Source organism: Arthrobacter sp. NyZ413, from assembly GCF_049390645.1.
Classification (GTDB): domain Bacteria; phylum Actinomycetota; class Actinomycetes; order Actinomycetales; family Micrococcaceae; genus Arthrobacter.
The window spans coordinates 2285041-2311692 of sequence record NZ_CP155434.1 but is presented as its reverse complement, the minus strand read 5'-3'; the positions used below and the strand labels follow the sequence as shown (position 1 = coordinate 2311692).

Genomic DNA, 26652 nt, shown 5'->3' with positions numbered 1-26652 from the left:
AAGGTCATGGTGATGATTCCCGTTATGCCCTCGGTCCATGGCAGGGCTGAGCCGGGAAGGGCGTCGAAGAACCTCGCGTTCGCGCCAGTGATCGTTGAAACATGTATGGGTGCAAGATACGCAGAAACTCAACGATTCCTAGGCAAGATCGCACTTGTCTGGCGGTCCGGCGCGCCGCCGTCGAGCCCTCGTTGAACCCGCCAGAGCAGATTGCCAGGGTCTGGATCTCGGCTGCGGGATTCGTGGTCGCGACCGCGAAGATGGTCCTGAACCTCTGGTAAACCTTTGGCCGATGACTGGTCCAGCCACATCGAACCAGCGCCGGCGGGATTCATTTAGGCTGCCTCTGCCGGCGGCTTGCCTCTGCTGTGCAGCCTGAGTTCCCCGCCGTCGCTCGTCATCATGCCCGATCTTCGCGCGATCGAGCCTGCCTTATACGCCCGGAGTGGGCTGGGCCGCGACCCAGCGGGCAAAAGAAATCTAACGATCGCTTGGTATTCTCGGGCACGCACCGTTGACGGACATTCGAATAGCCCAGCTCGGCTTCCTATCGAGGACTCAGACCGCGGTTTGGGTGGCCACCCGAGTCGGTTCAGGAGCGGCTACAAACAGTCGTGGTAGCTATTTGTGCAATTCGCATACAGCGTCGACCGCCGTAGCCTGCTCGTTCGCGGCTATGACAACGGGGAGATCTTGGTCACGTCACAACGTGGATGATTGTGATTCGGAGAATTGCCAATAGTTGGCGAAGGTGCTGCCGCCTACCGTCATTACATGCAAAAGCCTCATTGTCGAGGCCACCGCAGAACTGCGGCCCCCCAGCAACGTTCTACGGCTTGCCCAAGTACATCCGAACTACAGGAGCGTTCCCCGATGTCCAAGACGCTGTCCGACCCTAGTGTAGGCCCTGCGCCAAGTGCCGCCGAATCCCATCTCAAGGGAAATATCGGTTTTCTAAATCTCGTCTTCACGGTTCTCGCATACAACGGGCCCATGGTGGTCTTCCTCGGGTTTATTCCCGTGGCAATCCTTCTGGGCAACGGCATCGGGACACCCACCATGTTCATCGTCTGCGGGATAATCGCAGCCCTTTTCTCCGTCGGCCTCGTCACGATGGGTCTGCGTCTCCCGAAGCCAGGCGGGTTCTACACTTACGCCGCGGCAGGGCTCGGGAAGGTCGTCGGGCTCGGAACCGGATACACGGCGATGATCTGCTACTACGCCGCAAATCTCTCCGCCTACGCCCTTGGTGGAGTAGCTAGCCAGTCGCTCATCCATGACGTCCTCGGAGGACCGGACTTTCCGTGGTGGCTCTACGGCGGCGTCATGTTCGTCATCGTCTCGGTTCTCGGCTACCTGAACATCGACTTCTCCGCCAAGATCCTCACAGTCTTCCTGGCTCTCGAACTGCTCCTGATGATCGCGTACGACATCTCCGTCATGGCAAAGGGCGGCGCGCACGGTTTTGGACTCGACAGCTTCCAGCCCCTGAATATTTTCAGCGGATCCATCGGTATCGCCTTCCTTTTCGGCATCGGTCTCTACGGCGGATTCGAAGCGACAGTCATCTTCCGGGACGAGGTCAAGCGCCCCGAGAAGACGGTCCCCCGTGCGACGTTTGCGGTGGTGGCAATCCTGGCTGTCCTCTACTCACTGACCGCATGGGTGTTCATCAATTCATACGGCGCGAACGCCATCATGGACGTTCTGAACAACAACCTTGTTGGAGCGTCCAGCGACAGCGTCAAGCAGTTCACCGGAACCGCGGCGTACTATGCGGCGACGACTTTGCTCATGACGAGTTCCTTTGCCTTGGCGATCGCCAGCCACAATATCGTCTCGCGGTACCTGTTCAATCTCAGTGCCGACGGTGTTCTCGTCAAGTCCTTGGCCCGCGTTCATGGACGCCATGGCTCACCGCACCGCGCTTCAATTGCCGTCAGCATCCTGGCAGCGGTTGGCATCGCCCTCTTCGCCGGAATCGATGGCGACACTGCCTATGCCCGACTTTCAGGTATATACGCATTCGCCTTCACAATCCTGATCGTCATCGCCGCACTCGCGATCACTGTCTACCTCGTCAAGAACCGGGCTCGAGGCCGCACCCTCTGGCCTGCCCTCTCCAGCGGAGTCGCGTTCGTCTTTCTCGCCATTGCGATGGTTTTGGGCATCATGAACTTCGGTCTTCTCACCGGGACGGATGGCTGGATTACATGGGTCCTTCTGGCGGTCATATTCGGCCTCATCGCTGTCGGCATGATCATGGCGGCCGTGTACCGGAAACGCCGGCCGGAGGTGTACGCGAGAATCGGTCGCGATGACGCCGGCGATATGGTCCCGGATCCGGGCAAGTAGGCATGGTATCGAATCCCGGCCCGTGGCTTTGACGGCGAAAAGTTCCTGAAGTCAATTACTGTTCCGATCCTTGTTACCGCGGGGGAATTTGATACGTGCACCCCTGGTTCGGCCGGACATTATGCATCACTTCCGCCGGACGGCGTCGTGGAGATCTTCCGTGGCGGACCGCACGGTCCTCACTACGAACTCCGCGAAACGTTCATGGAGACTGTCGGCAGCTGGGTGGCGTCCATTGAAAATCGCAGCACCGGTCAGGGTCTGTAGTCGCACCAGGTTGTTCACCAGACGGGGTCCTCCGTGCCTGAGATGATGCGAGGAGGACCTTCTTTGAGAGTCCTTCGGGCGTACCGCCGCTGCCCAAAGGAAGCGGATTTAGCGCTCGCTCGGGCGCCAACCAGACAAGCCACGTCGTTACTGCCGGCTCTGGCGATCCGCAGCCGAGACCGCTGCGGGACGCACCTTTTGTCAATCTCCAATTGTCCATGCCCACCGCAGAAGGCCGGGCCGGCGCATGCCTTCTCCTGAGTTCGCCTGCGCCTCCTAGAATCGAAATCCAACCATGAACAAAGCTGAGATCCGTCCTCCGCACAAGCTGTTTCGAAGCCAGGATATCCTCGCCGGAGACCTGGTCGAAGCCCGTAAAGACGGGGTGTTGCACTTCTCCGGCGAGGTGGCCGAGGTCCACCCCACGATGGACCTGTTCTGGATCGTGCGCGATGACGGGATCCGCAGGATCATCGAATTCGAGCGGTTCGAGGTGAACCGCAGTCATCGAGAGCCGGATGCCGGGAAACCCTCCATGGCGGACGACCGGAATATTTCCTACGCGTCGTCGGCAGAGTCATAAATATTCCCATTCAACGTGATTTCCCTGAGGCCTAGTGTCATTACACCGACCGAAGGACGCATACCCCACACGGCAGATCGTTTTCGCCGTGTCCGAGCACAGCAGCCAATTCTGCGCAGAAAGTAAGGCCACATTTCCATGAACAGCAATCGATCTTATGACTACATCATCATCGGCGGCGGCTCCGCTGGCGCGACTCTAGCCCGCCGACTCGTTGAGGACCCGAATGTCAGTGTGTGTCTGATCGAAGGGGGTCCGGCATTCGAGGATGACCCGAAAGTACTCCTTCTTAAGGAGTCCCTGGCGCTCGTCGGAAACCCGAAGTACGACTACGACTACACGATCACGCCGCAGGAGCGGGGAAATTCACTCCTGCGGCTGAGCCGGGCGAAGATGCTTGGCGGGTGCAGCTCCCACAACGACAGCTGGGCACTGCGTGCACCGGACGCCGACATGGATCGCTGGGCGGAACTGGGCGCCGAAGGCTGGGATGCCGCGAGCGTAGGTCCTTACTTCGACCAAGTCTTCAAGGATCTGCGGGTCCACAAGGTCACCCAGAACGCGGAGCTGTCCAACGCGTGGATCGAAGCGGCAAACGAGCAAGGATTCAAAACGATCGACAATACGGTCGGCGACTACAGCGAAGGCATCTCCTGGGTGTCTCTGAACGAAGACGACGGCGTGCGCGTTTCCACGGCAGTGGCCTACCTCTACCCGACCGCGGAGCTGCCGGGCAACCTCCACCTCCAGCTTGAGACCCTCGCCCACCGGATCGTCGTCGAAAACGGCCGGGCCGTCGCCGTCGAGACCAATCAGGGAACCTTCCACGTCACCCGCGAGATCATCGTCTCCGCGGGCGCCATCGACACGCCAAAGCTACTCATGCTCTCCGGTATCGGGCCCGCAGAGCATCTCAAGGAACTCGGCATCGACGTCGTGCAGGACCTTCCCGGCGTCGGCTCGAACCTCTCGGACCACATCGAAACCCCCGTGATCTGGGAATCCGCGAAGGACGCGGGCGAGAGCATCAACGGGCTCGACCTTGGCATGTACGCCGATGTCCTTGATGAGGGAGAGTTCAGCATCCAGGTCACCATCGGCCACTTCACCTACTGGCTCCACACCGAGCCGTTCGATGAACTGCCCAGCCCCCCGAGGGCCTTCACCTTCGCCCCGAATGTCGCGCGTCCGGCCAGCAAGGGCACCATCCGCCTTGCCTCGGCCGACCCCAAAGACAAGCCCATCATCGATCCGCGCTACTTCACCGATCCGGAAGGCCGGGACGAGAAACTCCTGGTCGAAGGCATTCGTCTGGCCCGCCGCCTCGCCAAGACGGAAGCCCTCAAGGACTGGATCGTCAAAGAAGTCGCCCCGGGCCCGGAGCTCGAGAGCGACGAGGAACTGGGCGCTTTCGCCCGGCGCTATTCGAACACCGTGTACCACCCCAGCGCGACCTGCAAGATGGGCGCAGCCGAGGACCCCACAGCGGTTGTCGACCCGCGCCTGCGGGTACGGGGAGTAGACGGGCTCCGCATCGCTGACGCGTCGATCTTTCCGGAGCTTGTCCGCGTCAACCCCAACATGACCGTCGTCATGATTGGCGCCCGGGCAGCAGACCTGATCAAGGAGGATAACGCATGACCGCTCCGGTCCGGTACCAGGACTCCCCCACCAACGCCACCCGCGGCGAACTGGCTCATTTTGTCGACGGACGGTGGATCACATCCGAAGGCACCTTTCCCATAGTCGATCCAGCGACCGGCCTCGAAGTCGACCTGTCGCCCGTTGCCGACGGCGAAACGGTCGACCGGGCGGTCCGTGCCGCGCGGCGGGCCTTCGAAGACTGGGGGAAGACCACCCCACGCGAACGAAGCGAATACCTCAACGCCCTCGCCGACAAGGTAAGCGCTGCGAGCGATGATCTGGCAACCACTGAAAGCTGGAATGTCGGCAAGCCGATTGCGAACGCCCGGGAGGAACTTCCGTTGCTCGTGGATCTTCTGCGATTCTATGCCGGTGCAGCCCGGACAGGTGATGGAACCCCCACGGGTGAGTATGAGCGCGGTACCACCTCGGTTCTCATGCGTGGGCCCATCGGCGTCGTAGGACTCATCACGCCGTGGAACTACCCGCTCCTCGAAGCGGTGTGGAAAATCGGTCCGGCACTGGCAGCCGGCAACACCATCGTCTTGAAGCCTTCCGAGCTGACCCCGTACACGACGGTTGCCCTCGCGCGCATTGCCCAATCGGTGCTGCCTCCGGGAGTGCTCAACGTGGTTCTTGGTGACGGATCCACCGGCGCGGCGATCGTTGATCACCCTGGTATCGGGATGGTATCCCTCACCGGCGACGGCTCCACGGGCAAGAAGATCGCTGCCGCGGCCGCCGCCACGCTGAAGCGCGTCCACCTCGAACTCGGCGGCAAAGCCCCCGTCCTGGTATTCGAAGATGCCGACATCGAACACGCCGCAGAGTATCTGGCAATCGCCGGGTTCACGAACACCGGACAGGACTGCACAGCAGCCTCCCGGATCATCGTCCACGACTCGGTCTACGAGCAGTTCACGGGCAGATTCGTCGAGCATGTCAGGAGGCTTCGCGTCGGCGACCCGGGTGACCCTTCAACGCAAATCGGCCCGCTGGTCGCCGAGCGACAGCTCGAACGGGTCCTCGGCTTCATCGACCGCTCACGTGCATCCGCGACCGTCCTGGCCGGAGGAAGCCGCATGTCCCGTCCGGGATTCTTCATCGAACCGACAGTACTTGCCGGTCTGTCCCAAACCGACGAGGTCATCCAAAAGGAGGTCTTCGGACCGGTGGTGACCATCCAACGGGCCAGTTCCGAAGACGAGATGCTCGGATGGGCTAACGACGTCGATTACGGGCTGTCGGCGAGCATCTGGACCCGGGACGTGTCCCGCACATTCCGGCTCGCAAAGAGACTTTCCTTCGGAACTGTCTGGGTGAACGACCATCTCACAACGGTCGCCGAAATGCCCTTCGGAGGTTTCGGCCAGTCCGGCTACGGCAAGGAACTCTCGGCGCATTCGATCGATGAATACTCACAAACCAAGCACATACTGATCAGGGATTCACACTAGTCACACAAGAAAAGGAGAGGAGGCCATGGTGGCCTCCTCTCCTTTTTGCACACGTTTTACTGCAGGCCGAAAGCGACGCCAGCACGATCAGGTCGTCTCAGACGATTTCCACTTGACCGGTCAGATGCCGGGTCTGATCGAAATCAAGCCGCCATTTCGCTCCAAACCGGTTCGGTCATTTTGCGGTAGACGGGACAGCCTCGCCACGCCTGCCCACTGTCCGGCCACGGTCCCGGGCGGTGACGTTACTTGTCTGCGGTGGTTCGTCTGTCCGCCTCGACCGGTGCCGGCACTCGGACCGTTTACCGTCGAAGATCAGCGCGCCTGCAAATGCACTCCACCGGGCACCATCTCCGCGCGCCTGCTTTCATCGAAGGACCTGGAGAAACCAAAAAGGGCTGGACGGCCGCGGTTGGTTCCGCGGCCATCCAGCCTTTTGGTGTGATTTCGCCTATTTCGTCAGGTGATCCATCCCGGCGAGGAGGCTGCCGGGCAGCGGCTTCGAGACGAACCCTCCATTGGCATTCCGCTCGCACCAGACGTGCCTGGTTTCGACAACGCAGGCCGGTGACGGCCCGTTGCCCATCGCCGTCCGGAAGAGGAATGAGGATGTCCCCAACTCCGCAATGCAGGATTCAAGGGTGAGGACGTCATCCTGGTGGATGGTCCCGGGGAATTCGGCGGAGCAGGCAACCACCGGCAGGGCAGACCCCCGTGCCAGAATGCTTCCGAGCGGCTCAAAGGCCTGCGCCAACCATTCGGACAAATTTTGCTCGTGCCAGCGAAAGACATTGGCGAAGTAGACCACGCCCGCCGTGTCAACGTCGCCGAGCACGACCCTGTGGCTGCGCTCATAAACAGTACCCACCATTCCTCCTGACGCGGACCTAATTCGGGAAAGCGGTCACCACTGGACGGAATGGCCGGGGATGACCGGGTCGAGTTCCCGGTTCCACCGGACTTCGGTCATATCCACTTCCAGCTGCTCACCGAGAAGCATCTGGCTGATGAGCTTACCCGTCATCGGACCTGAGGAGTTCCCGAAGACGTGGCCTGCCCCGACGATGAGCCCAGGGAAGATCTCGTCAACGATCGGGACCATGTCCGAAGTAAACGGAAGCACGCCGGCCCATACCCTGTCGATGCCGGCTCCCCGCAGACCGGGGAAGTCTGCGAGGATGTCCTCGGTAAGGGCGCTCAAGCCGCCGAGGGTGGGGAAAAGGTCGACGTCTCCCGGGTAGTCCATCGGGCAGCCGATGAGGATTTCGCCGTTCGCGCGCTGAGAGGCCAAGGTGAGAAGGGAGAAGCCTGTCTCCTCCTCGATACGGCTGCGGAACAGTTCGTCGTCCCAGCTGGGCAGGTTGCGGAACAGCGAATATGCCTTCGTGGCGTTAGGCCCGTACACCACGGGACGTATCTGGCGGGGAAGCGGTTTGGTCGCCATGATCTGCAGACGCTCACGCCCCACGGGAACGTCGTAGCCGCTGGCCTGCATCAGCTTCTGGGTCCATGCACCAGTCGCGATGACAACGGTGTCGGCGAAGAAATTTCCTTCATTCGTCTCTACACCGATGACACGGCCATCGGCCACGATCAGCTTCGTGACGGTGACGCCTTCCTGAAGGCGGGCCCCTTCGGCGCGTGCGCCGGCGGCAAGTGCAGCGACGACGGTAGGGGTGTTGATCTGTGCATCGTTCGCGCAGAAGCTCGCGCCCACGACGTCGTTGCGGACGGGGCCTACCAGGGACTTCACTTCTTTGCCGTCGATCAGGCTCATATCAAGCCCGTCGGCTTGGCGCGCGGCGACGAATTCCTTGAAGACGGCTTCCTGGCGGTCGTCATGGAAGTAGATCAGGCCTCCCTCTGCCCGGAATTCGAACGGGACCGGCAGGTCATGGCGTAGCTGGTCGTAAAGGTCCCGGCCCTTCAGGGATACATCGAGCGCCCACCCGGGGTTGCGGCAATGGAGCCAGACGAAGCCCGGGTTGCGGCCGGACGCGCCGTAGGCGACGTGCTTTTGCTCAAGCAAGGTGACGTTGAGACCTTCACGGGCGGCAAAGTACGCGGTGGATGTGCCGACAAGGCCTCCACCGACAACGAGTACGGAGCTGGACACTTAGCTGATCCTTTCGTAGATGTCGGTTTCGAAGTAGCTTGCGTTGTCAGCGGCTTCTTCAGGGTCGTGGTCTTCGAGGTTTTGGTAGTAGGCCTTGCGGGAGATCCGGTATTGGCCTGCACGGTTCATCTCGGCGAACATTTCGGCAGTCTTGACTGCAATGAGGTTCGGGTTGATGACCGAAAGCTCCCCGAGCTCCTTTCGTCCCCGCTGAACCGCCAGTTCATAACATGCCGAAACGATCGTGCAGCCGATCAGGACCGTCTCTGCACCCGTGCTCTTCATGACTTCCTTGACGGCCGTGTAGGTGTCGGTGGCACAGGAATCGGTGTCTTTGACCATGTCATCGACAAACCAGCCGACAGCTTCAACGCGGCGGCAGTTGGCGTCGGTTCCGTAGATCCGGAGCCGGTCTTCGATCTCCGGGACGGCCTTGTGGTGGTCCGTGACGATGGCATATCGGTGGCCGTACATGCGCGCGAGTGCTGTGGAGGCTTCGAGCGGTCCGATGACGGGGATGTTGATCAGTTCCCTGACTTCGGTGAGGGCCGGATCGTACAGGCAGCCGATGACGAGGGCGTCATAGCCGGCGGCCTCGATAGCCTTGGCGGCGCGGAGGATCTCGACCTCGACGACCTGCTTGGGAGCATAGTAGTCAAGGTTTCGGGGCCCGGCCTTCAGATGCCAGATGTCGAGCTCGGTGGTATCGCGGAGGGAGGATCTGAGGACCTCCAGGATCAGGTCGTCGTACGAGTCCGTCCCGAAAGGGTTAAGAAAGCAGATACGCAATGGTTTCATGCAAGGAGGCTATGCTCCGCCGTGCCGGCAATGAATAGGGATAGTTCCGAGAGAGCCGTGGAACATTTGGAGTTGTGCCGACAGGCAGGATTGCTGCCCTAAGGCTGCGACCTGGTGTTTCACTGTCTTTGGTAACTCTCATGAAGAGATGACCCGGTATTGGGGATCTGCCCAATGGCCCCCGAGCGAGGAGGGGATCAATATGGCAATGGACATGATCATCCCCGGCGGAAGCCGGCAGAGACTGGGAGAACACAGGAAATGACGGAAACGAAAGTGCAAGGCGCCACGGGGCTCTTCTTCGACGAATTTGAGATCGGGCAGTCGTGGACTTCGCCTGCTCGGACCATCACCGAAGCGGACGTGGTGTTGTTTGCAGGTATTTCGGGCGACTTCAACCCGCTCCACACCGACGAGGAGTACTCGAAGCGCACCCAATTCGGGGGTCGGATCTTCCACGGGCCTGGCGTGTTCGCCGTCGCCACCGGTCTCGAGTCCCGGCTCGGGATCAAGGAAGGCACGGCCATCGCGTTCCTCGGCATGCAGTGGAACCTCCGGGGGCCGGTGCGTATTGGAGATACCATCAGGGTCGAACAGTCTGTCGCCGCGCTCAAGCCTTCGTCTTCGAAGCCTGACCGTGGTGTTGTCACCTTCGACGTGGCAGTCCTGAACCAGAAGGACGAGGTCTGTCAGGAAGGCCAGTGGCTCGTTATGTTCAAGCGGGCACAATGATGGGCCGCACATTCTCCGACACCCTGCGTGGGCGGGCACGCGAGGACAGTTATCGCACAGCCATCCTCGACCACGACATCACCGTCACGTACAGGGACCTCGACGCCGCCACGGATGCCCTGGCCGCCAAACTCATCGATTCAGGAGTGCAACGCGGCGACCGCGTCCTGCTCATGGCTGACAATTCCGCCGCTCACCTTGCCGCCGCCTTCGGGGTCTGGCGGGTCGGGGCTGTCCTGACCACGCTCTACGCATCCTCAAGCACAGCGGAGATCGCCTACGCTCTCTCGCACTCGGAGGCTTCCCTCATCCTCGCCGACCAGCGGTCACAAGGCGCAATCGGAGGCGCGGCCCATGGCTTGCCGATCCTCACGGTCTCCAACGACGACTTCCGCGGCGTACCCGCCCGCACCGAATCACTTTTGCCGGTTGAGGTCGACGTCGATCCCGAAGCGCTGGCACTGATCTGCTACACCTCCGGCTCCACGGCCGCTCCGAAGGCTGTCATGCACTCCCACGCCGGCCTCCAGGGTGCTGCGGAATCCTACGCCTCGGTGTGGCACCTTGGACCGGCTGACCGCACCGTCGTTTGCCTGCCGATGGCCTGGGCCTTCGGGCTGGTGACCACCTCGATGGCCACCATGGTCGCCGGCGGCACGGTAATCGTGCTGTCCCGGACCAAACCGGAGCTCATCCTCGATGCTCTCAACCGGCTGCGCGGGACGTTCCTGGCCGGAGTGACAACGATGTTCGTCAAACTGGTCGACCATCTGGCCGAACGCGGCACGCTCCCCCTGCCCGACCTGCGCCTCTGCATTTCAGGCGGCGAGCCCCGCAACGAGCACGCCTTTGCCCGGTGGGTCGATCTCACCGGCTGCCCGGTCCATGACGTCTACGCAGCATCCGAATGTTTCCCTGCCGTCACCTACGACCCCTACGAGGACCCTCTCCCGGTCCCGGGATCCTCCGGCAAGGTCGCCCCGGGCAGCCAGATGAAGGTCCTGGACCCTGACGGTAAAGAGGTCGATCCCGGGGCCACCGGCGAAGCCCTCTGGAAGGGTCCGGCGCAACTCCTCGGATACTGGAAAAATCCGGAGCAAACCCGCAAAGCCCTCACAGATGACGGCTGGTACCGGACAGGTGACCTCGTCCGCGTGGACTCACGCGGGTACGTCTTCGTTGTAGGCCGCCTGTCGGACATGATCATCCGCGGCGGAAGCAACATCTCCCCCGCGGAGGTCGAGGCCGTACTCACCTCACACCCGTCCGTGCGCAGTGCCGCCGTCGTCGGCCTGCCCGATGAGAAGTACGGCGAGCTCGTTGCCGCTGCACTGGTCATGCAACGAGGGTTGTCAATGGACGCTGACGAGATGAAGGGTTTCTGCGCCGCACGCCTGGCAGGGTACAAGGTGCCAGGGACTTTCGTCGCGGTCGAATCGCTGCCGGTCAACAGCCGGACGGGGAAAGTGGACCGGAAGCAGCTCAAGGTCGAGCTGCAGACGACGGGAGCCGCAGCGTGACGCGCCTGAAGATTGCCGCAACGCAGTTCGCGCTCCGGCCCGAGACTTCGCTGGACGTATTCTTCGAGCATGTGTCGGATCTCGTCCAGCGGGCGGCGGGCGCGGGCGCTGAGTTGGTTCTCCTTCCCGAACTGGTGACCACAGGTTTGCTCGCCAGCCACCCCGACAGCGCCGAGCTCAGCCCTGACAGGGTGGACGAGGTGTACCGCACACTATTCCCCCTGATCGCTGACCACTATGTCGACCGGATGTCCGACCTGGCCCGGCAGTCCGGGACTGTCATCGCCGGAGCCAGCAACATCAGACTCCACGTGGACGGAAGCTTTCGGAACACCGCCTACCTCTTCCATCCGGACGGCAGGGTGGACGCGCAGGACAAGCTCCATCTGACCCCGCCCGAGCGGGCCATGGGCATCACGCCCGGCGACCGGGTCTCCTTGTTCAACGTCAACGGCTTCCGAGTCGCACTGCAAATCTGCGCCGACATTGAATTCCCTGAGGTGTCGCGCGAACTTGCCCTGGAAGGCGCCGAGCTGATCCTTGCCCCGTCGCTGACCTGGAACAGCCGCGGGTCGAACCGGGTCCGGTACGGGGCCCATGCGCGGGCCATGGAAGACCAGCTCTATGTGGCGGTCGCCCCGCTGGTGGGAAGCAACGGGTTCCCCGTGGGTTCGCCCCTGCACTGCACCGGTTTTGCCATGATCGCGACCCCGCTGGACAGGACATTCGGGGTGAACGACGGGGTCCTGGCCGCACATCAGGACAACCGGGAGGAAGGATTCATCCTTGCAGAGCTGGATACAGCGCTTGTTGCTGCGTCCCGGTCGACCCCGGAACCCCCGGGGCTGAAATACATCCGACCGGAGCTGTACCGGCAGATCCGTGCGGACCGGGTGAGACAGGGTGTCTGACCGCAGCTTCGTCCACACCATGCGGGTCCGGTACCACGAAACGGATCCGCAGGAGTTCCTGTTCAACTCCAGGTACCTGGAGTACGCCGACGTGGCGATGGCAGAGTTCTTCCGGAACCTCGGCTGGCCCTATCCGGTGATGCTCCGGGAGGGGTTCGACCCCTCCGTCGTCACCTCTACTCTCGCGTTCCGTCGGCCGGCGCGCCTCGACGACCTCGTCGACGTGCACGTCAGATGCTCACGCGTTGGCACGTCGAGCTTCGTGCTTGACTTCGAAATGCTCGTCAGCCAAGAGGTTATCTGCGGGGTCGAAAGTGTCTACGTGAACGTCGACCCGCAAAAGGCCGCCTCGCGTCCCATCCCGTCCCGCATCGCCGATTCGCTCCGGGCCGCACGCGCCCTGGAGCCGATCCCTGGAGGAGAACAATGAAGACCCGACTGACCGAACTGCTCGGAATCGAACACCCGGTCCTCTCGGCCGGCATGGCGCGGGTGGCGCAAGCCGACCTCGTCGTCGCAGTAAGCAACGCCGGCGGCATGGGATGCCTGGGCGGAGTGAGTTTCATGCCCGAGGCCTTGGACGCCGAGATCTCCGACATCAAGCAGCGCACCGACAAACCTTTTGCCGTCAACCTGCTACTTCCGGATGTGCTCACATCGGAGGACGAAAGCAGCTGGGCCCCCGTGCGCGAACTCTGGGAGAATCTCGACCCTTCCGAGCGCGGCAAGCTCAAAGGAGTCGAAGCACTGCTGACCAAGGGTGCGGTGCAGGGGCAGATCGATGTGGTGATGGAGCAGGCCCCCTCGGTGGTGATCCTGACCTTTGCGACGCCGGCTGACTTCATCGGAAGGTGTCACCGGAAGGGCATCACGGTCGGCGCCCTGTGCGGTTCGATCGGCAGGGCGAAAGCGGCAGCGGACGCCGGAGCCGACTTCCTGATCGGTCAAGGCACCGAGGGCGGCGGACACACCGGGCACGTCGGAACGATGGCGCTCATTCCCGGCCTGGTCGACGCCGTCGACGTACCGGTCGCAGCAGCCGGTGGTATCAGCGACGGTCGCGGCCTGGCCGCCTCACTCGCCCTGGGCGCCGATGGTGTCTGGGTCGGAACGAGGTTCATCGCGTCCGAGGAGGCCTACGGGCACGATGCCTTCAAACAGCGCGTGGTCGAGGGACAGAGCCGCGACACCGTGCTGACCAGGGCCTACACCGGCAAGCCTCTGCGAGCCTTCCGCAACGACTGGACGTCGGAATGGGAAGGACGCACCGAACAGATCGCAGCTTTCCCGGCCCAGTACGCTGTCGCAGGTACGCGTGTCGAAACCGGGTACCAGGACGGCGACCTCACAACGGGCATGATGCCTGCGGGCCAAGGCATCCAGACCGTCCGGGAAATCCTGCCCGCAGGGAAAATCGTCAGCGGCATGGTCCACGAAGCGGAGGAAATCCTGCGCCGGCTTGCCGGCAACCTCGGGCACTAGCACCAACTTCGGACCTGCATGGCAGGCCGGAAGAGAAGACGTTGGCGCCGCACCTTTGTTGGTGCGGCGCCATTGCCTTCTCCTTTTTGATTCTTCTCATCCAAGGCTCGCGCTCTGTCAGTCGGGCAGGATCGCCCCCAACCCCGTGAACGATTCCGCATCCGAACCCTCGACCGGACTCTCCGAGGCCACCGATTCCTTCGCGATCCCGGTTTTCGGAGCAATGAGCCGGCGCGGGCCCACGTCGGCCGCCGCAGTGGCCCGCTCGGCCATCCGTGCCAGCTGAACCGACGCGATGACCTCAGGAGAGCGCAAGGATCCGCCCACGAGCTCCTCGATTTTCTGCAGGCGATAGCGCAATGAGTTGTGGTGAATGTGCAAGGCCTTCGCTGCGGCCATCACATCCAGCTCGGCCTCGAAGAATGCATCCAGGCCCTCCAGGAGGATCGGTTTACCGCTGAGGGGCCCGATCAGGTCCCGCGACCACTCGGCCATCCTCTCCAGGCCGACGTGGGCGATCAAGCGGGTCGTGAATTTGAAGTCGTCATAACCGAAGACCCGGGTCCCCGGCTGGAGGCGGGCCTGCTGGAGGGCAAGGACGGCATCGTAGTGGGACTCTCTGACTTCCCGCACATGCGAGATCGCCCGCCCGAGCCCGACCACAAGCCCACTGTCCTCCGCCAGCAGAACTGCCAGTGCCTGGTCTCTGACGGCCGGTTCTGCCTCGACAAGCACGGCGGCACTCGTCCTGCGCCGGCACACGAGTGCGTTCGCGCCCACACGGACCAGGGCGCGGCTGATCCTTTCCTCGAGGGATTGCGCCGCATTCCCCTTGGCCTTGGGACCGAAGCGGACAATGTCCAGGACGCGGACCTCGCGGGCGAAGACAAGTCCCAGGGAAGCGGCCCGCTCAGCCAACACGTCGGGGTTGTCGTAGGGTTTCAGCTCCAGAAGTTGCCCGAGGACCGAGCTGCGGACAGCCTGGTCCTGGTTGGCGACCAGGGCATCAATCCGGTCGGCGGCGTCGATTAGCGATGCGGCGACGCGTGCTGCCGCGCGGACGAAGGAGGAGACAAAACCCTCCCGGCGGCCCCCGACGATCAGCCATCTTGCCGGTCTGGAGGCCGTCTCGTCGAACCTTACCGCCAGGGCATTCCACCCCGAGGCCCGGACCTCCGCCTCCGGGAATCGGGACCCCCCGATTTCCTCCAGCAGGAGGCGGAAAGGAAGAACCCCCTCCGAACCAAGGACTTCACCGGACGCGCTTACCAGCCCGACACCGCCTCCGCTGATCCTGCCAAGACGGGCCAGAAGCGTCGGCACCGGCTCTTCCGGGCCGAGAGAGGCGACGAGGGACTGCTGCATCGTGAGCATCTTGTTAAAGCGGACGGCGTCCGGACTCGTCTGGAATCTGTTCACAGTATCGATGAGGTCGGCATACCGGGTGGTCTGTGGAACCTCCAGCACGGGCACGTGCCTCGACGAGAGCTCACCGACGAGGTCCTGACGGAACGCCCCATCATAGGATTCCGGCAGCGCGACGGCGGCGACACCGACCTCGGCCGCCTTCGCCGCAAGGTCTGCAGCCTCCTGAGCACTGCTCGGCACGGTACCCACCACGAGCGCGAGCTCGTTGCGCCCCAGACCGTCAAGATCACGCATTCCCACGATGATCTGCGCCGACTCAACCACCCTGGATCGACTGGCAGGCCAGCATTCGATGGGTACCAGCTGCAGGGCGGGATGGGTCAAAAGGTAACCGAGAGTGCACAACCCATCACCCGAACCGGTAATGGGGGTCGGGGTCAGCGGGGAGGACGTCGCGCCCTGAGCGTCGTGCATACAACTGATTCTAAATTCGACCCATATCGCTCAGTAACGAATCCGGCAGGAAATCCAATGAACTTCCTGCTGTATCATCGGAAATCTACCAATGTCAGATGGGAGTGCCGGGTTCTAGGCTCAGAGCATGAACCCGAACCCCACAGCCGAGACGGCTCCGGCCCGTGCTCTGAAGGACGAACCGGTGCACGCACCGCCGTACTGGACGACATCGGTCAGTCGAGTCACGGATTCGAAGGTCTACATCCGTGGCTTCGACCTTGAAGAGATCATCGGGCGGCTCCCGTTCTCGGCCGCCGTCTACCTCATGATCCGCGACCGCATTCCCACCCCGGCCGAGACAGACCTGCTCGACACCGTGCTCTCCGCAATTCTCGACTACTCCCTTCAGAAGTCCGGAACGGTGGCCGCCCGCTACATCGCCTCGGCGAACCCCAACATGGCCGCCGCGCTGGCAGCGAGTGTCCTTGGCATCGGAAAGAACACCATGGACCCGTCCGAGACAGCCAAATTCTGCCTCGACGCCCACGCCCGGCTCGAGGCGGAGGGCGGCGACCCTGCCGAACTCGCGCAGCGGATCGTAGAAGAGATGCGCGCCCACAAGGAACGGATCCCGGGCCTCGGCCATCCCGTCTTCAGGTACACCGACCCCAGAGCGCAAAAGCTGCGCGAGAAAGCAGTCGCCTCAGGCCGTTGGGGCCCGCGTGCGGAATTCTTCGAAGAGATCCACCGTGCGTTCACCCGCCTGCCCGGCAAGGAATCCATCGTCCTGAACGACATCGGAATGATGGGCCTGGTCCTCGTCGAGATGGGGTTCTCCCCCGAAGAGACAACCGGCCTGGCCGTGCTCTCGACCCTACCGGGGGTCATCGCCCACGTCGCCGAAGAATTCAGGGCCGGAAAACCGATCCGGGTCGTCCCGGACGCGACGGCACACTATGACGTGCCCACAAGAAACTTCGAACAGGAAAGGAACGCATCCGGATGGGGCGCAGAGTAGCCATCACAGGTGCCGGAGCGGGGATCGGCCGCGCCATTGCCGCAGCCTTCGCCGCCCAGGGAGACACCGTCTACATCGGCGACGTTTCGGAGACCCGGCTCGCGGAAGCAAAAGCCGCGGTCGAGGGTAACGTCCACACTCAAGTCCTCGACGTTTCGGACTTCGACGCCGTGAAGGCCTTCGCAGAGGCCGCCGCCGGAGACGCAGGGCTCGACGTCTTCGTCAACAACGCCGGTGTCTTCGACGGGTACGCTGGAATCGACGAGACCGGCCCTGAACTGTGGCAGCGCGTCATCGACGTCAACCTCACCGGCTGCTTCAACGGCTGCAAAGCTGCTTCGGCGCTGCTCAAGGAAGGCTCCGGGCGCATCGTGAACATCGGTTCGGTCGCGGGCCGGCACGGCTCCGCCGACGGGCTCGCCTACGTGGCAAGCAAGGCAGGAATCGAAGGCATGACGCGTCGGCTCGCCGTTGACCTCGGACCGCGGGGAATCACCGCCAACGTCGTCGCGCCGGGCGTCACCGCGACCAACATCCGGGCCAATTCCGGGGAAGTCCTGGGGCATTTGGTGGACATGAACCGCGGCGTGGGCGCCAGCCCCGAGCTCATGGATTTCCTCATCCCGGTCAAACGCCCGGGCCAGCCCGAAGAGGTGGCCGAGCTTGTTGTGTTTCTGGCCAGTGCGCAAGCGGCGTACATTACAGGACAGACAATCCATGTAGACGGAGGCTGGCACGCCACATAGCGTGCCCTGTGGCAAAGGATCGGACATGAACCTGGACCGGGCGGACATCGTCGTCGTCGGAGGCGGTATTACCGGCATCTCCACCGCATACGCGCTGAGCAAACGCGGCTACGACGTCGTCCTCGTTGAACAGCGTTTCCTCGCTTTCGGGGCCTCCGGACGGAACTCCGGAGGCCTCTGGCTGCAGTCGATGCGCTCCGGAACCGAGCTTGAGCTCGCACGGCAAAGCATGGGCATGCTTGCAGAACTTGAGAGCGAACTCGGGGCCACCTTCGACTACACGACCTCGGGCGGGCTTTTCTTCTTCGAAACCGAAGAGCAAGGACAAATCCTCACCGAGTATGCCTCCGAGCGGGAAACCACCGGCATCCAAACCGAGACGATCAGCGCCGATGAAGCCCGCAATCTCGCCCCCGGCATCCCGGGATCCGCCATCGGTGCGCTGTACTGCCCACAAGATGCAAAGCTCAGCACCTCGAAGCTGGTCAAAGGCCTGGGCCAGCACGTCCGACGGCTTGGCGTGCGGGTCTACGAGAATACGGCCGCTCTTAGCCTGATCCGGAATGGCGACGCCGTCACCGGGATCCGCACTGTCCGTGGCAACATTGCCGCGGGCGGAGTGGTGTGGTGTGCGGGCCCCTGGGCTGCGAACCTGGACTCCGAGGGCATAACGGTACCTCTCACCCTCGTCAGGGTCGGTCTCCTGATGACGCAGCCTATCCGCGCCCAGCTTCCCGTCATGTCCCGGGGCCCTTTGGGCGCCGGGTACGTCAGACCACTCAAATCCGTCAAGTCCTTCCGGGCCGAAGCCTTCGGCCCCACCACGGCTCCGGGAAAGCCAGGGTACGAGGATGTCGTCGTCCAAGGAGGCGAGGGCAATCTCTACATCGGCCACACTCTCGATCTCGCCAACTCCCTCAACCCGCACATTACCCTCGACGCCTCACGGACAATGGTCGACTCCATTCTCCAGCGGCGCCCCGAGTACGGAGAGCTCGGCGTGACCGGGCTCTGGGCAGGCATTGTCGGCGAGACCAAGGACGGCCTTCCCATCATTGATCAGGTTGAGGGGCTATACCTCAACACAGGACACAGCGCCGGTGTCGCCACCGGACTTAGCGGAGGCGAAGTCGCCGCCCAACTCGTCGCCGGCGAAGAGCCCGCGACAGCTTTGGAACCGCTTTCGGCCAGGCGCGCCGGTCTGAGCGAAGAAAGCGACCCACTCTATGCTGCCCGATCTGCCTGAACCGGATCAGCAATTCCTCAAACAAGTAACCGAATTCGTCGACCGGAAGGTCATTCCGGCCGCCGATGCACTGGACGCGGCAGAAACGTACCCTGGGTCCCTCGTCGCGATGATGAAGGACATCGGGTTTTTTTCGGCCAGTACACGTAGCCTCACCACCTACTGCCTCGCTTTGGAGGAACTCGCGCGTGGATGGCTCAGCCTCATCCCCATCGCCAACGCGCACACCTCCTCCGTCTGGACTCTCAAGCACCACGGAACCGAACGGCAGAAGCAGAAGTGGCTCCCGAGGCTTCTTTCCGGAGATTTGCTCGCATGCCTGGGGCTCACCGAACCGCACGCCGGCTCGGACCTCCAGGCCGTCACTTCCACAGCCACCCGTGTCGGCACCGACTGGTCCATTCGCGCACAGAAGACTCTGATCACCCACTCCGACCACAGCGACGCGATGATGATCCTTGTCCGGACGTCGCCATGGTCCAAGGGCCAACCTGGCTTATCGCTTTTCATGCTCCACCGGGACGAGTGGGAGGTTAAGCGCAGGCTTCCCAAGCTAGGAAGCAAAGGAATCGAAACGTGCGAAGTGAGCGTCAACGACATTGTGATTCCCGGCGACCGCCTCGTCGGCGGGACGGCCGGTCACGGCTTCGCCCAGGTCATGGATGCCCTCGAAGTGGGTCGGCTCGCCGTCGCCTCTGCGGCGGTCGGGGTCGGACGGAGCGCCCTATGGAACGCCGTTGACTACATCAACCGCCGGGAGGCATTCGGGGGCGTTGTCGCAGACATGCCCGCTGTCCAGGCCAGGATTGCCGAGGTAGCCACCGCCCTTGCTGCGGCCAAGGCGCTTACCCTCGGCGCAGCCCAGGCCAAGGAAAGGGGCGGCCGGCGTGACCTTGAGACGTCCTCGGCGAAGGTCTTCGCCTCCGAAACGGCGGTAAAGGCATCCCTGGTTGCCATGGAGCTGGCGGGCGGAAACGGCTATTTGGAGGAACTGCGCTTCGCTCGCATTCTCCGCGACGCCGCCCTCTTCCTCGCGGGCGAAGGAGCCAACGGCGTGCTCAATGCCCTCATCGGAACACGTATTGTGCGCGGAGAAAAGGATCTGACATGGATTTGACACCGAGCTGGAGCCAAAAGTGAGCCTTGTCCTGCCCGAGGGAAAAAACCTTGCCGTCTCAATCAGCGCCGATTTCGACGCCCACAGCGTGTGGATGGGGTCGTTCGGAACGGCGTCCCCGTCCTTCCTTTCACGCGGTGAATTCGGCGCCGAAGTAGGTGTGCCGCGTCTCCTGGAGACCTTCCAGCGATACGACATACAAACGACGTGGTGTATTCCGACGCACACCATTCAGACGTTCAGGCGGCAATGCCAGGACATCGTGGATCACGGTCATGAGATCGCCGCGCACGGGGTTTACCACGAGTACATTCCCAAGCTGGAGGCCGCCGAAGAACGGCGCTTGATGGAGTTGCAGATCGCCCAGCATGAGCGGCTGCTCGGCCGCCGGCCAACAGGTTATCGTTCTCCCGCGTGGGATTTCTCCGACACGACCCTGGGATTGCTGGAGGAATTCGAATTCTCGTGGGATTCCTCGCTGATGGGACGGGACTTCGAGCCATACAGGCCAAGGCCGGTCATCAGCCAAAGCCGCGAGGAAGGCAATGTCTTCGGGCCGCCGAGCCCCATCCTGGAGATACCTGTCTCCTGGTACTTGGACGATTTCCCGCCGCTGGAGAATCTCCCACGCAGCGTGGGCATGGCTTCCACCGACAATGTCCTGGCCAGATGGACCGATCTGTTTGATTTTGCCTATGACCGTGTTCCCAATGGCGTCTATGCGCTCACTTTGCATCCCCAGACCATTGGTCGAGGGCACCACCTGCTCATGCTCGAACGATTCCTGGACCACGTCAGCTCCCATGACGGCGTGTGGCTGGCACCTTTGTCGCAAATCGCGTCCTGCTGGCAGGACTAGCGAAAGTCAGGCCGGTCCGCGTCCGCTAAAAACCGAAGCTGCAGTCAGGCATACGGGTTTCAGGATCGACATCCTGCAACCCGCGGGGCGGCGTGCCGTCAATACAAGGGACAATCCGCCCGGCGCGAAGGTCCCTCGAATATGTAGGAGGCCGGCAACGCTTCAGCGTTGCCGGCCTCCTTTAGCCATTCAGGTGGTTTCCGTGACCGCGATGACATCAATCTCGATAAGGTGTTCCGGGTCCCACAGCCTGGGCACTTCGATAGCGACACTGGCTGGCCGGACCGGACCGAACACTTCCTCCCGGAGGCCGGCGAGCTGCCCCACGGCTTCGACGTCGGTCAGGTACATCGTCGTCTTCACGACGTCGCTGAGGTCCGCTCCGGCCTCCGAGAGCACTGCCTTGAGGTTCGAAAAAACCTGCCGCGCCTGGGTGAGCAGATCGGTTCCAACTGTGTCGCCGTTAGAGTCCACGGGGACTTGGCCGGTGGTGAAGATGATGTCGCCTGCGCGGACCGCATGACTGTAGTTCTTCCCACGGGGAACCGCTTCCGTGTTGATTTCCTTGTACAAAATGTTCCTTCCGAACGTTGCTGGTCAGTCTGTCTCAGGACCGGTGCTGTAGTGGCATTGCACGTCGCACCTGAGCTGGTCGCCATCGGCACGTCCTCGCAGGGGGTCTGCGGCTCCATCCCTCGGAGCACCGTTGTCCCCGATGTGGCTCAACCCCCAGACCTCGCCTCGATACGAACCTCAACAGGTTGGCTCAGGACAAGTTTTCCTGGGAAGTGGCTGAAAAACTTCAGAAGACCGCTGATGCAGGGCAGGACGATTTTTGAGGTTTTCCAGTTCCGGTGGCTTGGGCCACAGACCTAGTGTTCAAGCAATGAGCCGCCCCTGACGTGCGGCACCTTTCGAAAGGCACTAAATGATGGACACCGCCCTGCCCCACGGCTCCGGTACACGCCCTCAACAGCCGCCCACAGATTTTGCCGCTGAAGCCCAAAACATCACGGTGGACTTTCGCGGCCACCGTGCGGTGGACAACGTTTCCCTGGGTGTTGCCAAAGGGGAAGTATGCGCCGTTATCGGGCCGAGTGGTTCTGGCAAGAGCACCCTGTTGAGGACGTTCAACCACCTTCAAACGCCAAGCAGCGGAGAAATCCTGATCGAGGGGTCCCCTGCTGTCCGTTCTGCCAAGCCGACCGCTTCGGAGCTTATGGCTCTTCGCCGCAAAGTCGGAATGTGCTTCCAGTCCTTCAATCTTTTCCCGCACCTGAGCGCTGTGGAAAACATCGTCCTGGCACAGATCAAGGCACTTGGCCGAGACAAGAATGAAGCACGTGAACGAGCCCACTACCTTTTGGAGCGGGTCGGTTTGGATACCAAAGCAGACTTCAAACCCGCCCAATGCTCCGGTGGCCAACAGCAGCGGATTGCCATCGCCAGAGCCTTGGCACTCGACCCACAAATCATGCTTTTCGACGAGCCGACCTCCGCTCTTGATCCCGAGCTGGGAGCGGAAGTGCTGGCCGTCATGCGGGAATTGGCGGAAACCGGGATGACGATGATCGTAGTCACGCACGAGATGCACTTTGCCGAAGACGTTGCTGACCATCTTGTGTTCATGGCTGACGGAGTCATCGTCGAGCAGGGAGACCCCTCAGCCGTGCTCAGGGAACCGCAGCACGGACGCACCCGCAAATTCCTAAAGGCGGTGCTTGACCGATGACCCCGGATGCCCAGGCACTATTCTCCATCGCGAATGGCATCGGGACGACTGCGACCCTCACCATATCCAGCTTCGCCTTGGGCGCACTGATCGCGATTCCTGTCGCTCTCGCGCGGGTCTCCCCTTCGGCTGTGCTCCGCGTCCTCGCCGGGTCATATATCCAGATCGTTCGCGGCGTGCCCCCGATCGTTTGGCTCTTCGTCATCTATTTCGGCCTTGCACAGTACAAGCTCACATTTACGACCATGAATGCCTCGATCCTTGGGCTGAGTCTGATCTCGGCAGGGTACATCGCCGAGATCTACCGTGCAGGCCTGACCTCTGTTCCGGCCGGGCAAACCGAGGCCGCCCACGCGCTGTCTCTGTCCAAAGCCTCGTCGTTCCTGAACGTCACCGCCCCTCAGGCGCTCGTCGCTGTGATCCCCCTGTCCATCGCATACTTCATCGGCCTCATCAAGGACAGCGCGGTTGCCTCCGTGATCGGGGCTCTGGACATCACCGCCATGGCCTTGGCCGTCAGCAAGCGCACAGCGGACGGCCTCCTCGTCTTCATTGCCGCAGGGGCGGTCTATCTGATGATCAGTCTTCCGGTGGCCGCTCTGGGCCGCTGGCTCGGCGAGAAGGCAGCAGCGGCCTGGGCGGTACGGGTATGAGTAACGACAGCTGGTACCAGTTCCTCATCGACCTCCTGCCGGGCCTCGGATTCAGCCTCCAGCTGACCGCAGGAATGCTGGCCATCGGTCTGCCGTTGGGCCTCGCTTTCGCCCTCGGCACATCCCTGAAGACGAAACTACTGCGGTACGCAGTGACGGGCCTTGTCGAGGTCGGCCGGGGAGTCCCGGCCCTTGTGCTCCTCTACCTCGTCTACTTCGGACTGCCCCAGACCGGACTCACCCTCGATGCCATGCCCTCGGCGATGCTGGCCCTGGGGGTCAGTTTCGCCTCCTACACCGCCGAGGTGTTCCGGACGGGCATCCTTGCCGTCCCGACCGGACAAGGCGAAGCCGGCAAGGCCCTCGGCCTGTCCGGTCCGGTAATTCTGGGCCGGGTCATCTTGCCGCAGGCGTTCAAGATCATCGTCCCGCCCCTGCTCGGCTGGGCCGTCATCTACTTTCAGGCGACATCATTGGCCTTCGCCCTCGCAGTCCCTGAACTGCTGAGCCGGGCGTACGTCCTGGCCACCACCAACTTCCAATACCTGGACATGCTCGCCCTCGCTGCAGTTCTCTACGCAGCGATCGCGATTCCCCTAGCCTTGCTGGCCGAGCATCTGAGCCGGCGGGACAACAGAGTCCGCCCAGTGCGAGCTCTGAAAATCACCACCGACACCGTTCAACCCCAACCGAAGGAAGACTTTTGAAGCTCACCATACGCGCCGCGGCCGTAGGCGCCGCACTCACAGTCACAGCCAGCCTTCTTGCAGGCTGCAGCTCGGGCTCGTCGTCAGCCGCCACCACCAACTGCACTCCGGAATCCCAGTTCAAGACCCTCCACGACAAGTCCCTGACTGTCGTCGGACCCGACTACCCTCCGCTATTCACGTACCAAGGCGGAACAATGGACGGCGTCGAAGGGAAAATCCTCGAAGGGTTTACTACGGCAAACTGCCTCACCGCGGATGTGAAGACGCTGCCGGCGGCAGGCGTCATCGAAGCGGTCAAGGGCGGCCAGGCTGACCTCGCCGCGGGCGGATGGTATCCGACTCCGGAACGCGCCAAGGTCGTCAATCTCACCGACCCGATGTATGGTGACCCTGTCGTCCTCGTTGCCAAGAACCCCTCCGCCAGGATCGAGGACTACGCCGGCAAGAAGATCGGTACAACACAGGGATACCTCTGGGTCGACGACCTCACCAAGTGGGCCGGTGACAACGCCAAGCTCTATCAGTCACCGGACGCCGTATACCAGGACCTTCAGGCCGGCCGGATCGACGTTGCGCTGATGGCTGTCAACGAAGCCGCCTACCGGACCTCGAAGTCTCCGGGAGCTGGTCTCAGTTACGTCAAGGCCGACCCGACCCAAATCATAGCGGCCACCGAACGGCCTGCAGTTACGTCGTTTCCGACCACAAAGGGCAACGACGACCTGACTGCAGCCCTGAACAAGTACGTCCAAAAGCTCCGCGACACCGGCAAGCTTGCCGAGATCCTCAAGCAGTTCAACATCGATCCAAGCCAGGCGAACCCGCCCAGGAGCTAACCGCCTGGGACGTACACGCAAACAAAGACCCGGCCGGAAGATGAGAGTGGCCTGCGGACGACTACGTCCGCAGGCCACCGTCGCGCGCACTACTCTTGAAAGGTGGCGTCATAGAGCTGAGCGACAGCACGGCCGGACTAGATGCTGCAACGAGCGGCGCGAGGGCGCCACGTACCCGGTGTATGCGTCTCGTCGCACTCTTTCTACTCCTCGAACAGGCCACGACGGCCAAGAAGCCCGGCACCATGGCAAGAAGGACCAGCCCGGCTGTGCTCCCTGCAGCACCGGGGGTAAGCATGGAAAGACTGGCCATGACGATCCGAAGCCAAGTCCCGGGTGCCAGAGCACCAGCGCTGTACCCACGTAGTCAGTTCCCGTGTGGGAATGGTTGACGGTGAATCACTACCTTGGGGGGCGTTGAACTGACGTTGGTCCCCGCTTTCCTTCGTGTGACACCAAAGGTTGAAGGATCCTGCTGCCGATCGGGGACACCAATGACCTCCGAAGTACCCACGGCCATACCTCGATGAAACTTGAAGGACAGAAACTTATAGGAAAAGAATGCAGTCTCTATGTGACCACGACAATTTGACGATCCGGAGAGCATTCGCGAAAGGGAGACCCCTGGCTGTCGGGCCTACCGTGGTGAAGTACCCGTCACATCTGTCCTGATTGCAGCGCAGATGCGTATTAGGGAGACGTGGACCTTGCTCTCGGCTCAGGGTGGGTAGCAGACAGGCATCATGAACCCCGGTCCAGGTAGCTGGTCAGGTTCGGCGGACGATAGCCGGAGTCGGTTTCATATCGTTCCAAAGCGGCAGGTGCCACGCGTTCATGGGCGGGATCCTGTAGCCCGATCGGCCGTATGTAGGCTGGAAGGAGTTTCCAAAACCCGCTCCGGGATTGGTGTATGGGACCGGTCACATCCGGATCGACGTCAACGGTGTAGCCAGGTCCGAACTGCAAGGCACCCTGAAAGGCGTTCGGCTGGAACGCCAGCCCGCAGGACTGGACACGATCGGCCATCCACATCAGGGCGAGGTCGGACAAGGAGGAGTTCAGGTTTCCTCCGCCAACGTCTCCGTGGGTGCCGGCGAACCAGACTTGCTCGAGTTGCTGCTCACCGGCGTCATCCTGCTGGTGCCAGATGCTCGGAACAAACGGCTTGCGTCTTTCGTCGATGGCGAGGGCTTGGAAGGCGTGGTCCACGGTGGTCGAGAGGTTTGTATCGTGGAATTGCCAGCGGCGGTTGAAGACGTCGACTCCCGGTAGGTCAGTAAGAGGGATTCCCAGGGCGCCTACCGTATCCCAGACCGCTATGCAGCGGATGCGGGTCTCGTGGGAGTAGGAGCGGCGGAATAAAGTCGCCTCGACGGCCCGGGGGTTCGTGGTGGGCGTGCGGTCTCTGTAAAGGGCATAGGCTTCGTGGACGCGACTTCGGAAACGGCGGCGAAGAATGCCCGCGTTCCTGATGAGTCCTGCCGTGCTGCGTGCGGTGTATGCGCCCCGGCTGAAGCCAAGGAGGAAGAGTTCGTCCTCCGGCTGATAGTTCTCGAGTATGAACCGGTAGGCGGCGAGAACGTCGCGGGAGAGACCTGCGCCGAAGGCGCCTCCGTCGAGGCGGTCCCGCCGCCCGGTGCCGACGCCTCGGTGGTAGAAGACCCTTTGTTCGATCTTGCCGCCGGTTTCGTTGGCACCCTTGCTGTCGATCCCGAGCGCGAGTTTGGTGACGTTGGTCGGGCATGGGCGTCCGTCATCGGTTTGGTCCGGGGTCGCCCAGGTTCCGTCGCAGCACACTATGAGACGTTTGGGCATTGCTCCTCCTCAGCTGGAAAAACCGACTTAGGTGGACTTGATTCGACGCGGCACGCCAACTACATGGGTATGTCGGTATTGGGCTGTACGGCTTTCGGCCCGCTTGCCTGCACTTTCACAGTCAGGGGATTGTGGGGACGGCCGCCATCTTTCCGGCACTTCATGGGGGCTCAGGGGTGCGCTTTTATCCGGGCATGCTCCACTCCGATCGTCGGATGACAAGGCCTGTCG

General features: G+C 62.3%; 24 protein-coding genes. 18 read left to right on the top strand and 6 right to left on the bottom strand.

Features of this window, described 5'->3' with window-relative positions:
- The first annotated feature begins 993 nt into the window (after positions 1-993).
- From ABCW42_RS10820 to ABCW42_RS10805, 4 genes are all read left to right on the top strand, one after another.
- Positions 994-2355 (top strand): APC family permease, encoded by a 1362-nt coding sequence (locus ABCW42_RS10820; RefSeq protein ID WP_423181264.1) that lies wholly within the window; start codon positions 994-996, stop codon positions 2353-2355.
- 562 nt (positions 2356-2917) lie between these two features.
- Entirely contained in the window at positions 2918-3205 is a 288-nt protein-coding gene (locus ABCW42_RS10815) for a hypothetical protein (RefSeq protein WP_423181263.1), read from the top strand.
- A gap of 138 nt (positions 3206-3343) precedes the next feature.
- Positions 3344-4846 (top strand): GMC family oxidoreductase, encoded by a 1503-nt coding sequence (locus ABCW42_RS10810; RefSeq protein WP_423181262.1) that lies wholly within the window; start codon positions 3344-3346, stop codon positions 4844-4846.
- Positions 4843-6306: an aminobutyraldehyde dehydrogenase gene (locus ABCW42_RS10805; RefSeq protein WP_423181261.1), complete on the top strand. Its 1464-nt coding sequence runs from the start codon at positions 4843-4845 to the stop codon at positions 6304-6306. The genes ABCW42_RS10810 and ABCW42_RS10805 overlap by 4 nt, the downstream gene beginning before the upstream one ends.
- Before the next feature lie 451 nt (positions 6307-6757).
- Here the strand turns inward: ABCW42_RS10805 and ABCW42_RS10800 are convergent, their stop codons facing one another.
- The 3 genes from ABCW42_RS10800 to ABCW42_RS10790 are packed head-to-tail and all read right to left on the bottom strand — an operon-like array spanning position 6758 to position 9220.
- On the bottom strand, positions 6758-7177 hold the full coding sequence (locus ABCW42_RS10800; RefSeq protein WP_423181260.1) for an acyl-CoA thioesterase: 420 nt from the start codon (positions 7175-7177) through the stop codon (positions 6758-6760).
- Positions 7178-7210: 33 nt separating this feature from the next.
- Positions 7211-8422: an NAD(P)/FAD-dependent oxidoreductase gene (locus ABCW42_RS10795; RefSeq protein WP_423181259.1), complete on the bottom strand. Its 1212-nt coding sequence runs from the start codon at positions 8420-8422 to the stop codon at positions 7211-7213.
- Positions 8423-9220, bottom strand: coding sequence for an aspartate/glutamate racemase family protein (locus ABCW42_RS10790; protein WP_423181258.1), 798 nt, complete (start codon positions 9218-9220; stop codon positions 8423-8425).
- A 261-nt stretch (positions 9221-9481) separates the two neighbouring features.
- Here ABCW42_RS10790 and ABCW42_RS10785 point away from each other — a divergent pair, with 261 nt between their 5' ends.
- From ABCW42_RS10785 to ABCW42_RS10765, 5 genes are read left to right on the top strand one after another with little or no spacing between them, the layout of a single operon-like run.
- A complete protein-coding gene (locus ABCW42_RS10785) occupies positions 9482-9952 on the top strand; it encodes a MaoC/PaaZ C-terminal domain-containing protein (protein ID WP_423181257.1) in 471 nt (156 codons plus the stop codon).
- Positions 9922-11472: a class I adenylate-forming enzyme family protein gene (locus ABCW42_RS10780; protein ID WP_423181256.1), complete on the top strand. Its 1551-nt coding sequence runs from the start codon at positions 9922-9924 to the stop codon at positions 11470-11472. The genes ABCW42_RS10785 and ABCW42_RS10780 overlap by 31 nt, the downstream gene beginning before the upstream one ends.
- The gene (locus ABCW42_RS10775) at positions 11469-12383 is read left to right on the top strand and encodes a nitrilase-related carbon-nitrogen hydrolase (protein WP_423181255.1); all 915 of its coding nucleotides are present in this window, start codon (positions 11469-11471) and stop codon (positions 12381-12383) included. Before ABCW42_RS10780 ends, ABCW42_RS10775 begins: the two co-directional genes overlap by 4 nt.
- Positions 12376-12813 carry an acyl-CoA thioesterase gene (locus ABCW42_RS10770; RefSeq protein WP_423181254.1) on the top strand — a complete coding sequence of 146 codons (438 nt, stop codon included), beginning with the start codon at positions 12376-12378 and terminating at the stop codon, positions 12811-12813. Before ABCW42_RS10775 ends, ABCW42_RS10770 begins: the two co-directional genes overlap by 8 nt.
- A complete protein-coding gene (locus ABCW42_RS10765) occupies positions 12810-13865 on the top strand; it encodes an NAD(P)H-dependent flavin oxidoreductase (protein WP_423181253.1) in 1056 nt (351 codons plus the stop codon). Before ABCW42_RS10770 ends, ABCW42_RS10765 begins: the two co-directional genes overlap by 4 nt.
- Before the next feature lie 117 nt (positions 13866-13982).
- Here ABCW42_RS10765 and ABCW42_RS10760 read toward each other — a convergent pair whose 3' ends face one another.
- Positions 13983-15707 carry a PucR family transcriptional regulator gene (locus tag ABCW42_RS10760; protein ID WP_423181252.1) on the bottom strand — a complete coding sequence of 575 codons (1725 nt, stop codon included), beginning with the start codon at positions 15705-15707 and terminating at the stop codon, positions 13983-13985.
- 127 nt (positions 15708-15834) lie between these two features.
- On the opposite strand from ABCW42_RS10760, the gene ABCW42_RS10755 reads away from it, so the two are divergent.
- From ABCW42_RS10755 to ABCW42_RS10735, 5 genes are read left to right on the top strand one after another with little or no spacing between them, the layout of a single operon-like run.
- Positions 15835-16707, top strand: coding sequence for a citryl-CoA lyase (locus tag ABCW42_RS10755; protein WP_423181251.1), 873 nt, complete (start codon positions 15835-15837; stop codon positions 16705-16707).
- Positions 16692-17453 (top strand): SDR family NAD(P)-dependent oxidoreductase, encoded by a 762-nt coding sequence (locus ABCW42_RS10750; RefSeq protein ID WP_423181250.1) that lies wholly within the window; start codon positions 16692-16694, stop codon positions 17451-17453. Before ABCW42_RS10755 ends, ABCW42_RS10750 begins: the two co-directional genes overlap by 16 nt.
- Positions 17454-17478: 25 nt before the next feature.
- Complete coding sequence (locus ABCW42_RS10745; protein WP_423181249.1) at positions 17479-18699, top strand: NAD(P)/FAD-dependent oxidoreductase; 1221 nt, start codon at positions 17479-17481, stop codon at positions 18697-18699.
- Complete coding sequence (locus tag ABCW42_RS10740; RefSeq protein ID WP_423181248.1) at positions 18680-19816, top strand: acyl-CoA dehydrogenase family protein; 1137 nt, start codon at positions 18680-18682, stop codon at positions 19814-19816. Before ABCW42_RS10745 ends, ABCW42_RS10740 begins: the two co-directional genes overlap by 20 nt.
- A gap of 19 nt (positions 19817-19835) precedes the next feature.
- Entirely contained in the window at positions 19836-20675 is an 840-nt protein-coding gene (locus ABCW42_RS10735; RefSeq protein ID WP_423181247.1) for a polysaccharide deacetylase family protein, read from the top strand.
- A gap of 189 nt (positions 20676-20864) precedes the next feature.
- Here the strand turns inward: ABCW42_RS10735 and ABCW42_RS10730 are convergent, their stop codons facing one another.
- Positions 20865-21248, bottom strand: a complete 384-nt coding sequence (locus tag ABCW42_RS10730; protein ID WP_423181246.1) for a RidA family protein — start codon at positions 21246-21248, stop codon at positions 20865-20867.
- Positions 21249-21603: 355 nt separating this feature from the next.
- On the opposite strand from ABCW42_RS10730, the gene ABCW42_RS10725 reads away from it, so the two are divergent.
- Genes ABCW42_RS10725 through ABCW42_RS10710 form a run of 4 tightly spaced genes read left to right on the top strand, consistent with a single transcriptional unit; the run spans position 21604 to position 24606 of the window.
- Positions 21604-22407, top strand: a complete 804-nt coding sequence (locus ABCW42_RS10725) for an amino acid ABC transporter ATP-binding protein (protein ID WP_423181245.1) — start codon at positions 21604-21606, stop codon at positions 22405-22407.
- Positions 22404-23060 carry an amino acid ABC transporter permease gene (locus tag ABCW42_RS10720; RefSeq protein ID WP_423181244.1) on the top strand — a complete coding sequence of 219 codons (657 nt, stop codon included), beginning with the start codon at positions 22404-22406 and terminating at the stop codon, positions 23058-23060. Before ABCW42_RS10725 ends, ABCW42_RS10720 begins: the two co-directional genes overlap by 4 nt.
- Positions 23057-23767 carry an amino acid ABC transporter permease gene (locus ABCW42_RS10715; protein ID WP_423181243.1) on the top strand — a complete coding sequence of 237 codons (711 nt, stop codon included), beginning with the start codon at positions 23057-23059 and terminating at the stop codon, positions 23765-23767. The genes ABCW42_RS10720 and ABCW42_RS10715 overlap by 4 nt, the downstream gene beginning before the upstream one ends.
- Positions 23764-24606 (top strand): substrate-binding periplasmic protein, encoded by an 843-nt coding sequence (locus ABCW42_RS10710; RefSeq protein WP_423181242.1) that lies wholly within the window; start codon positions 23764-23766, stop codon positions 24604-24606. The genes ABCW42_RS10715 and ABCW42_RS10710 overlap by 4 nt, the downstream gene beginning before the upstream one ends.
- A 741-nt stretch (positions 24607-25347) precedes the next feature.
- Here ABCW42_RS10710 and ABCW42_RS10705 read toward each other — a convergent pair.
- On the bottom strand, positions 25348-26421 hold the full coding sequence (locus ABCW42_RS10705; protein ID WP_423181241.1) for a DUF2235 domain-containing protein: 1074 nt from the start codon (positions 26419-26421) through the stop codon (positions 25348-25350).
- Between the last annotated feature and the right edge of the window lie 231 nt (positions 26422-26652).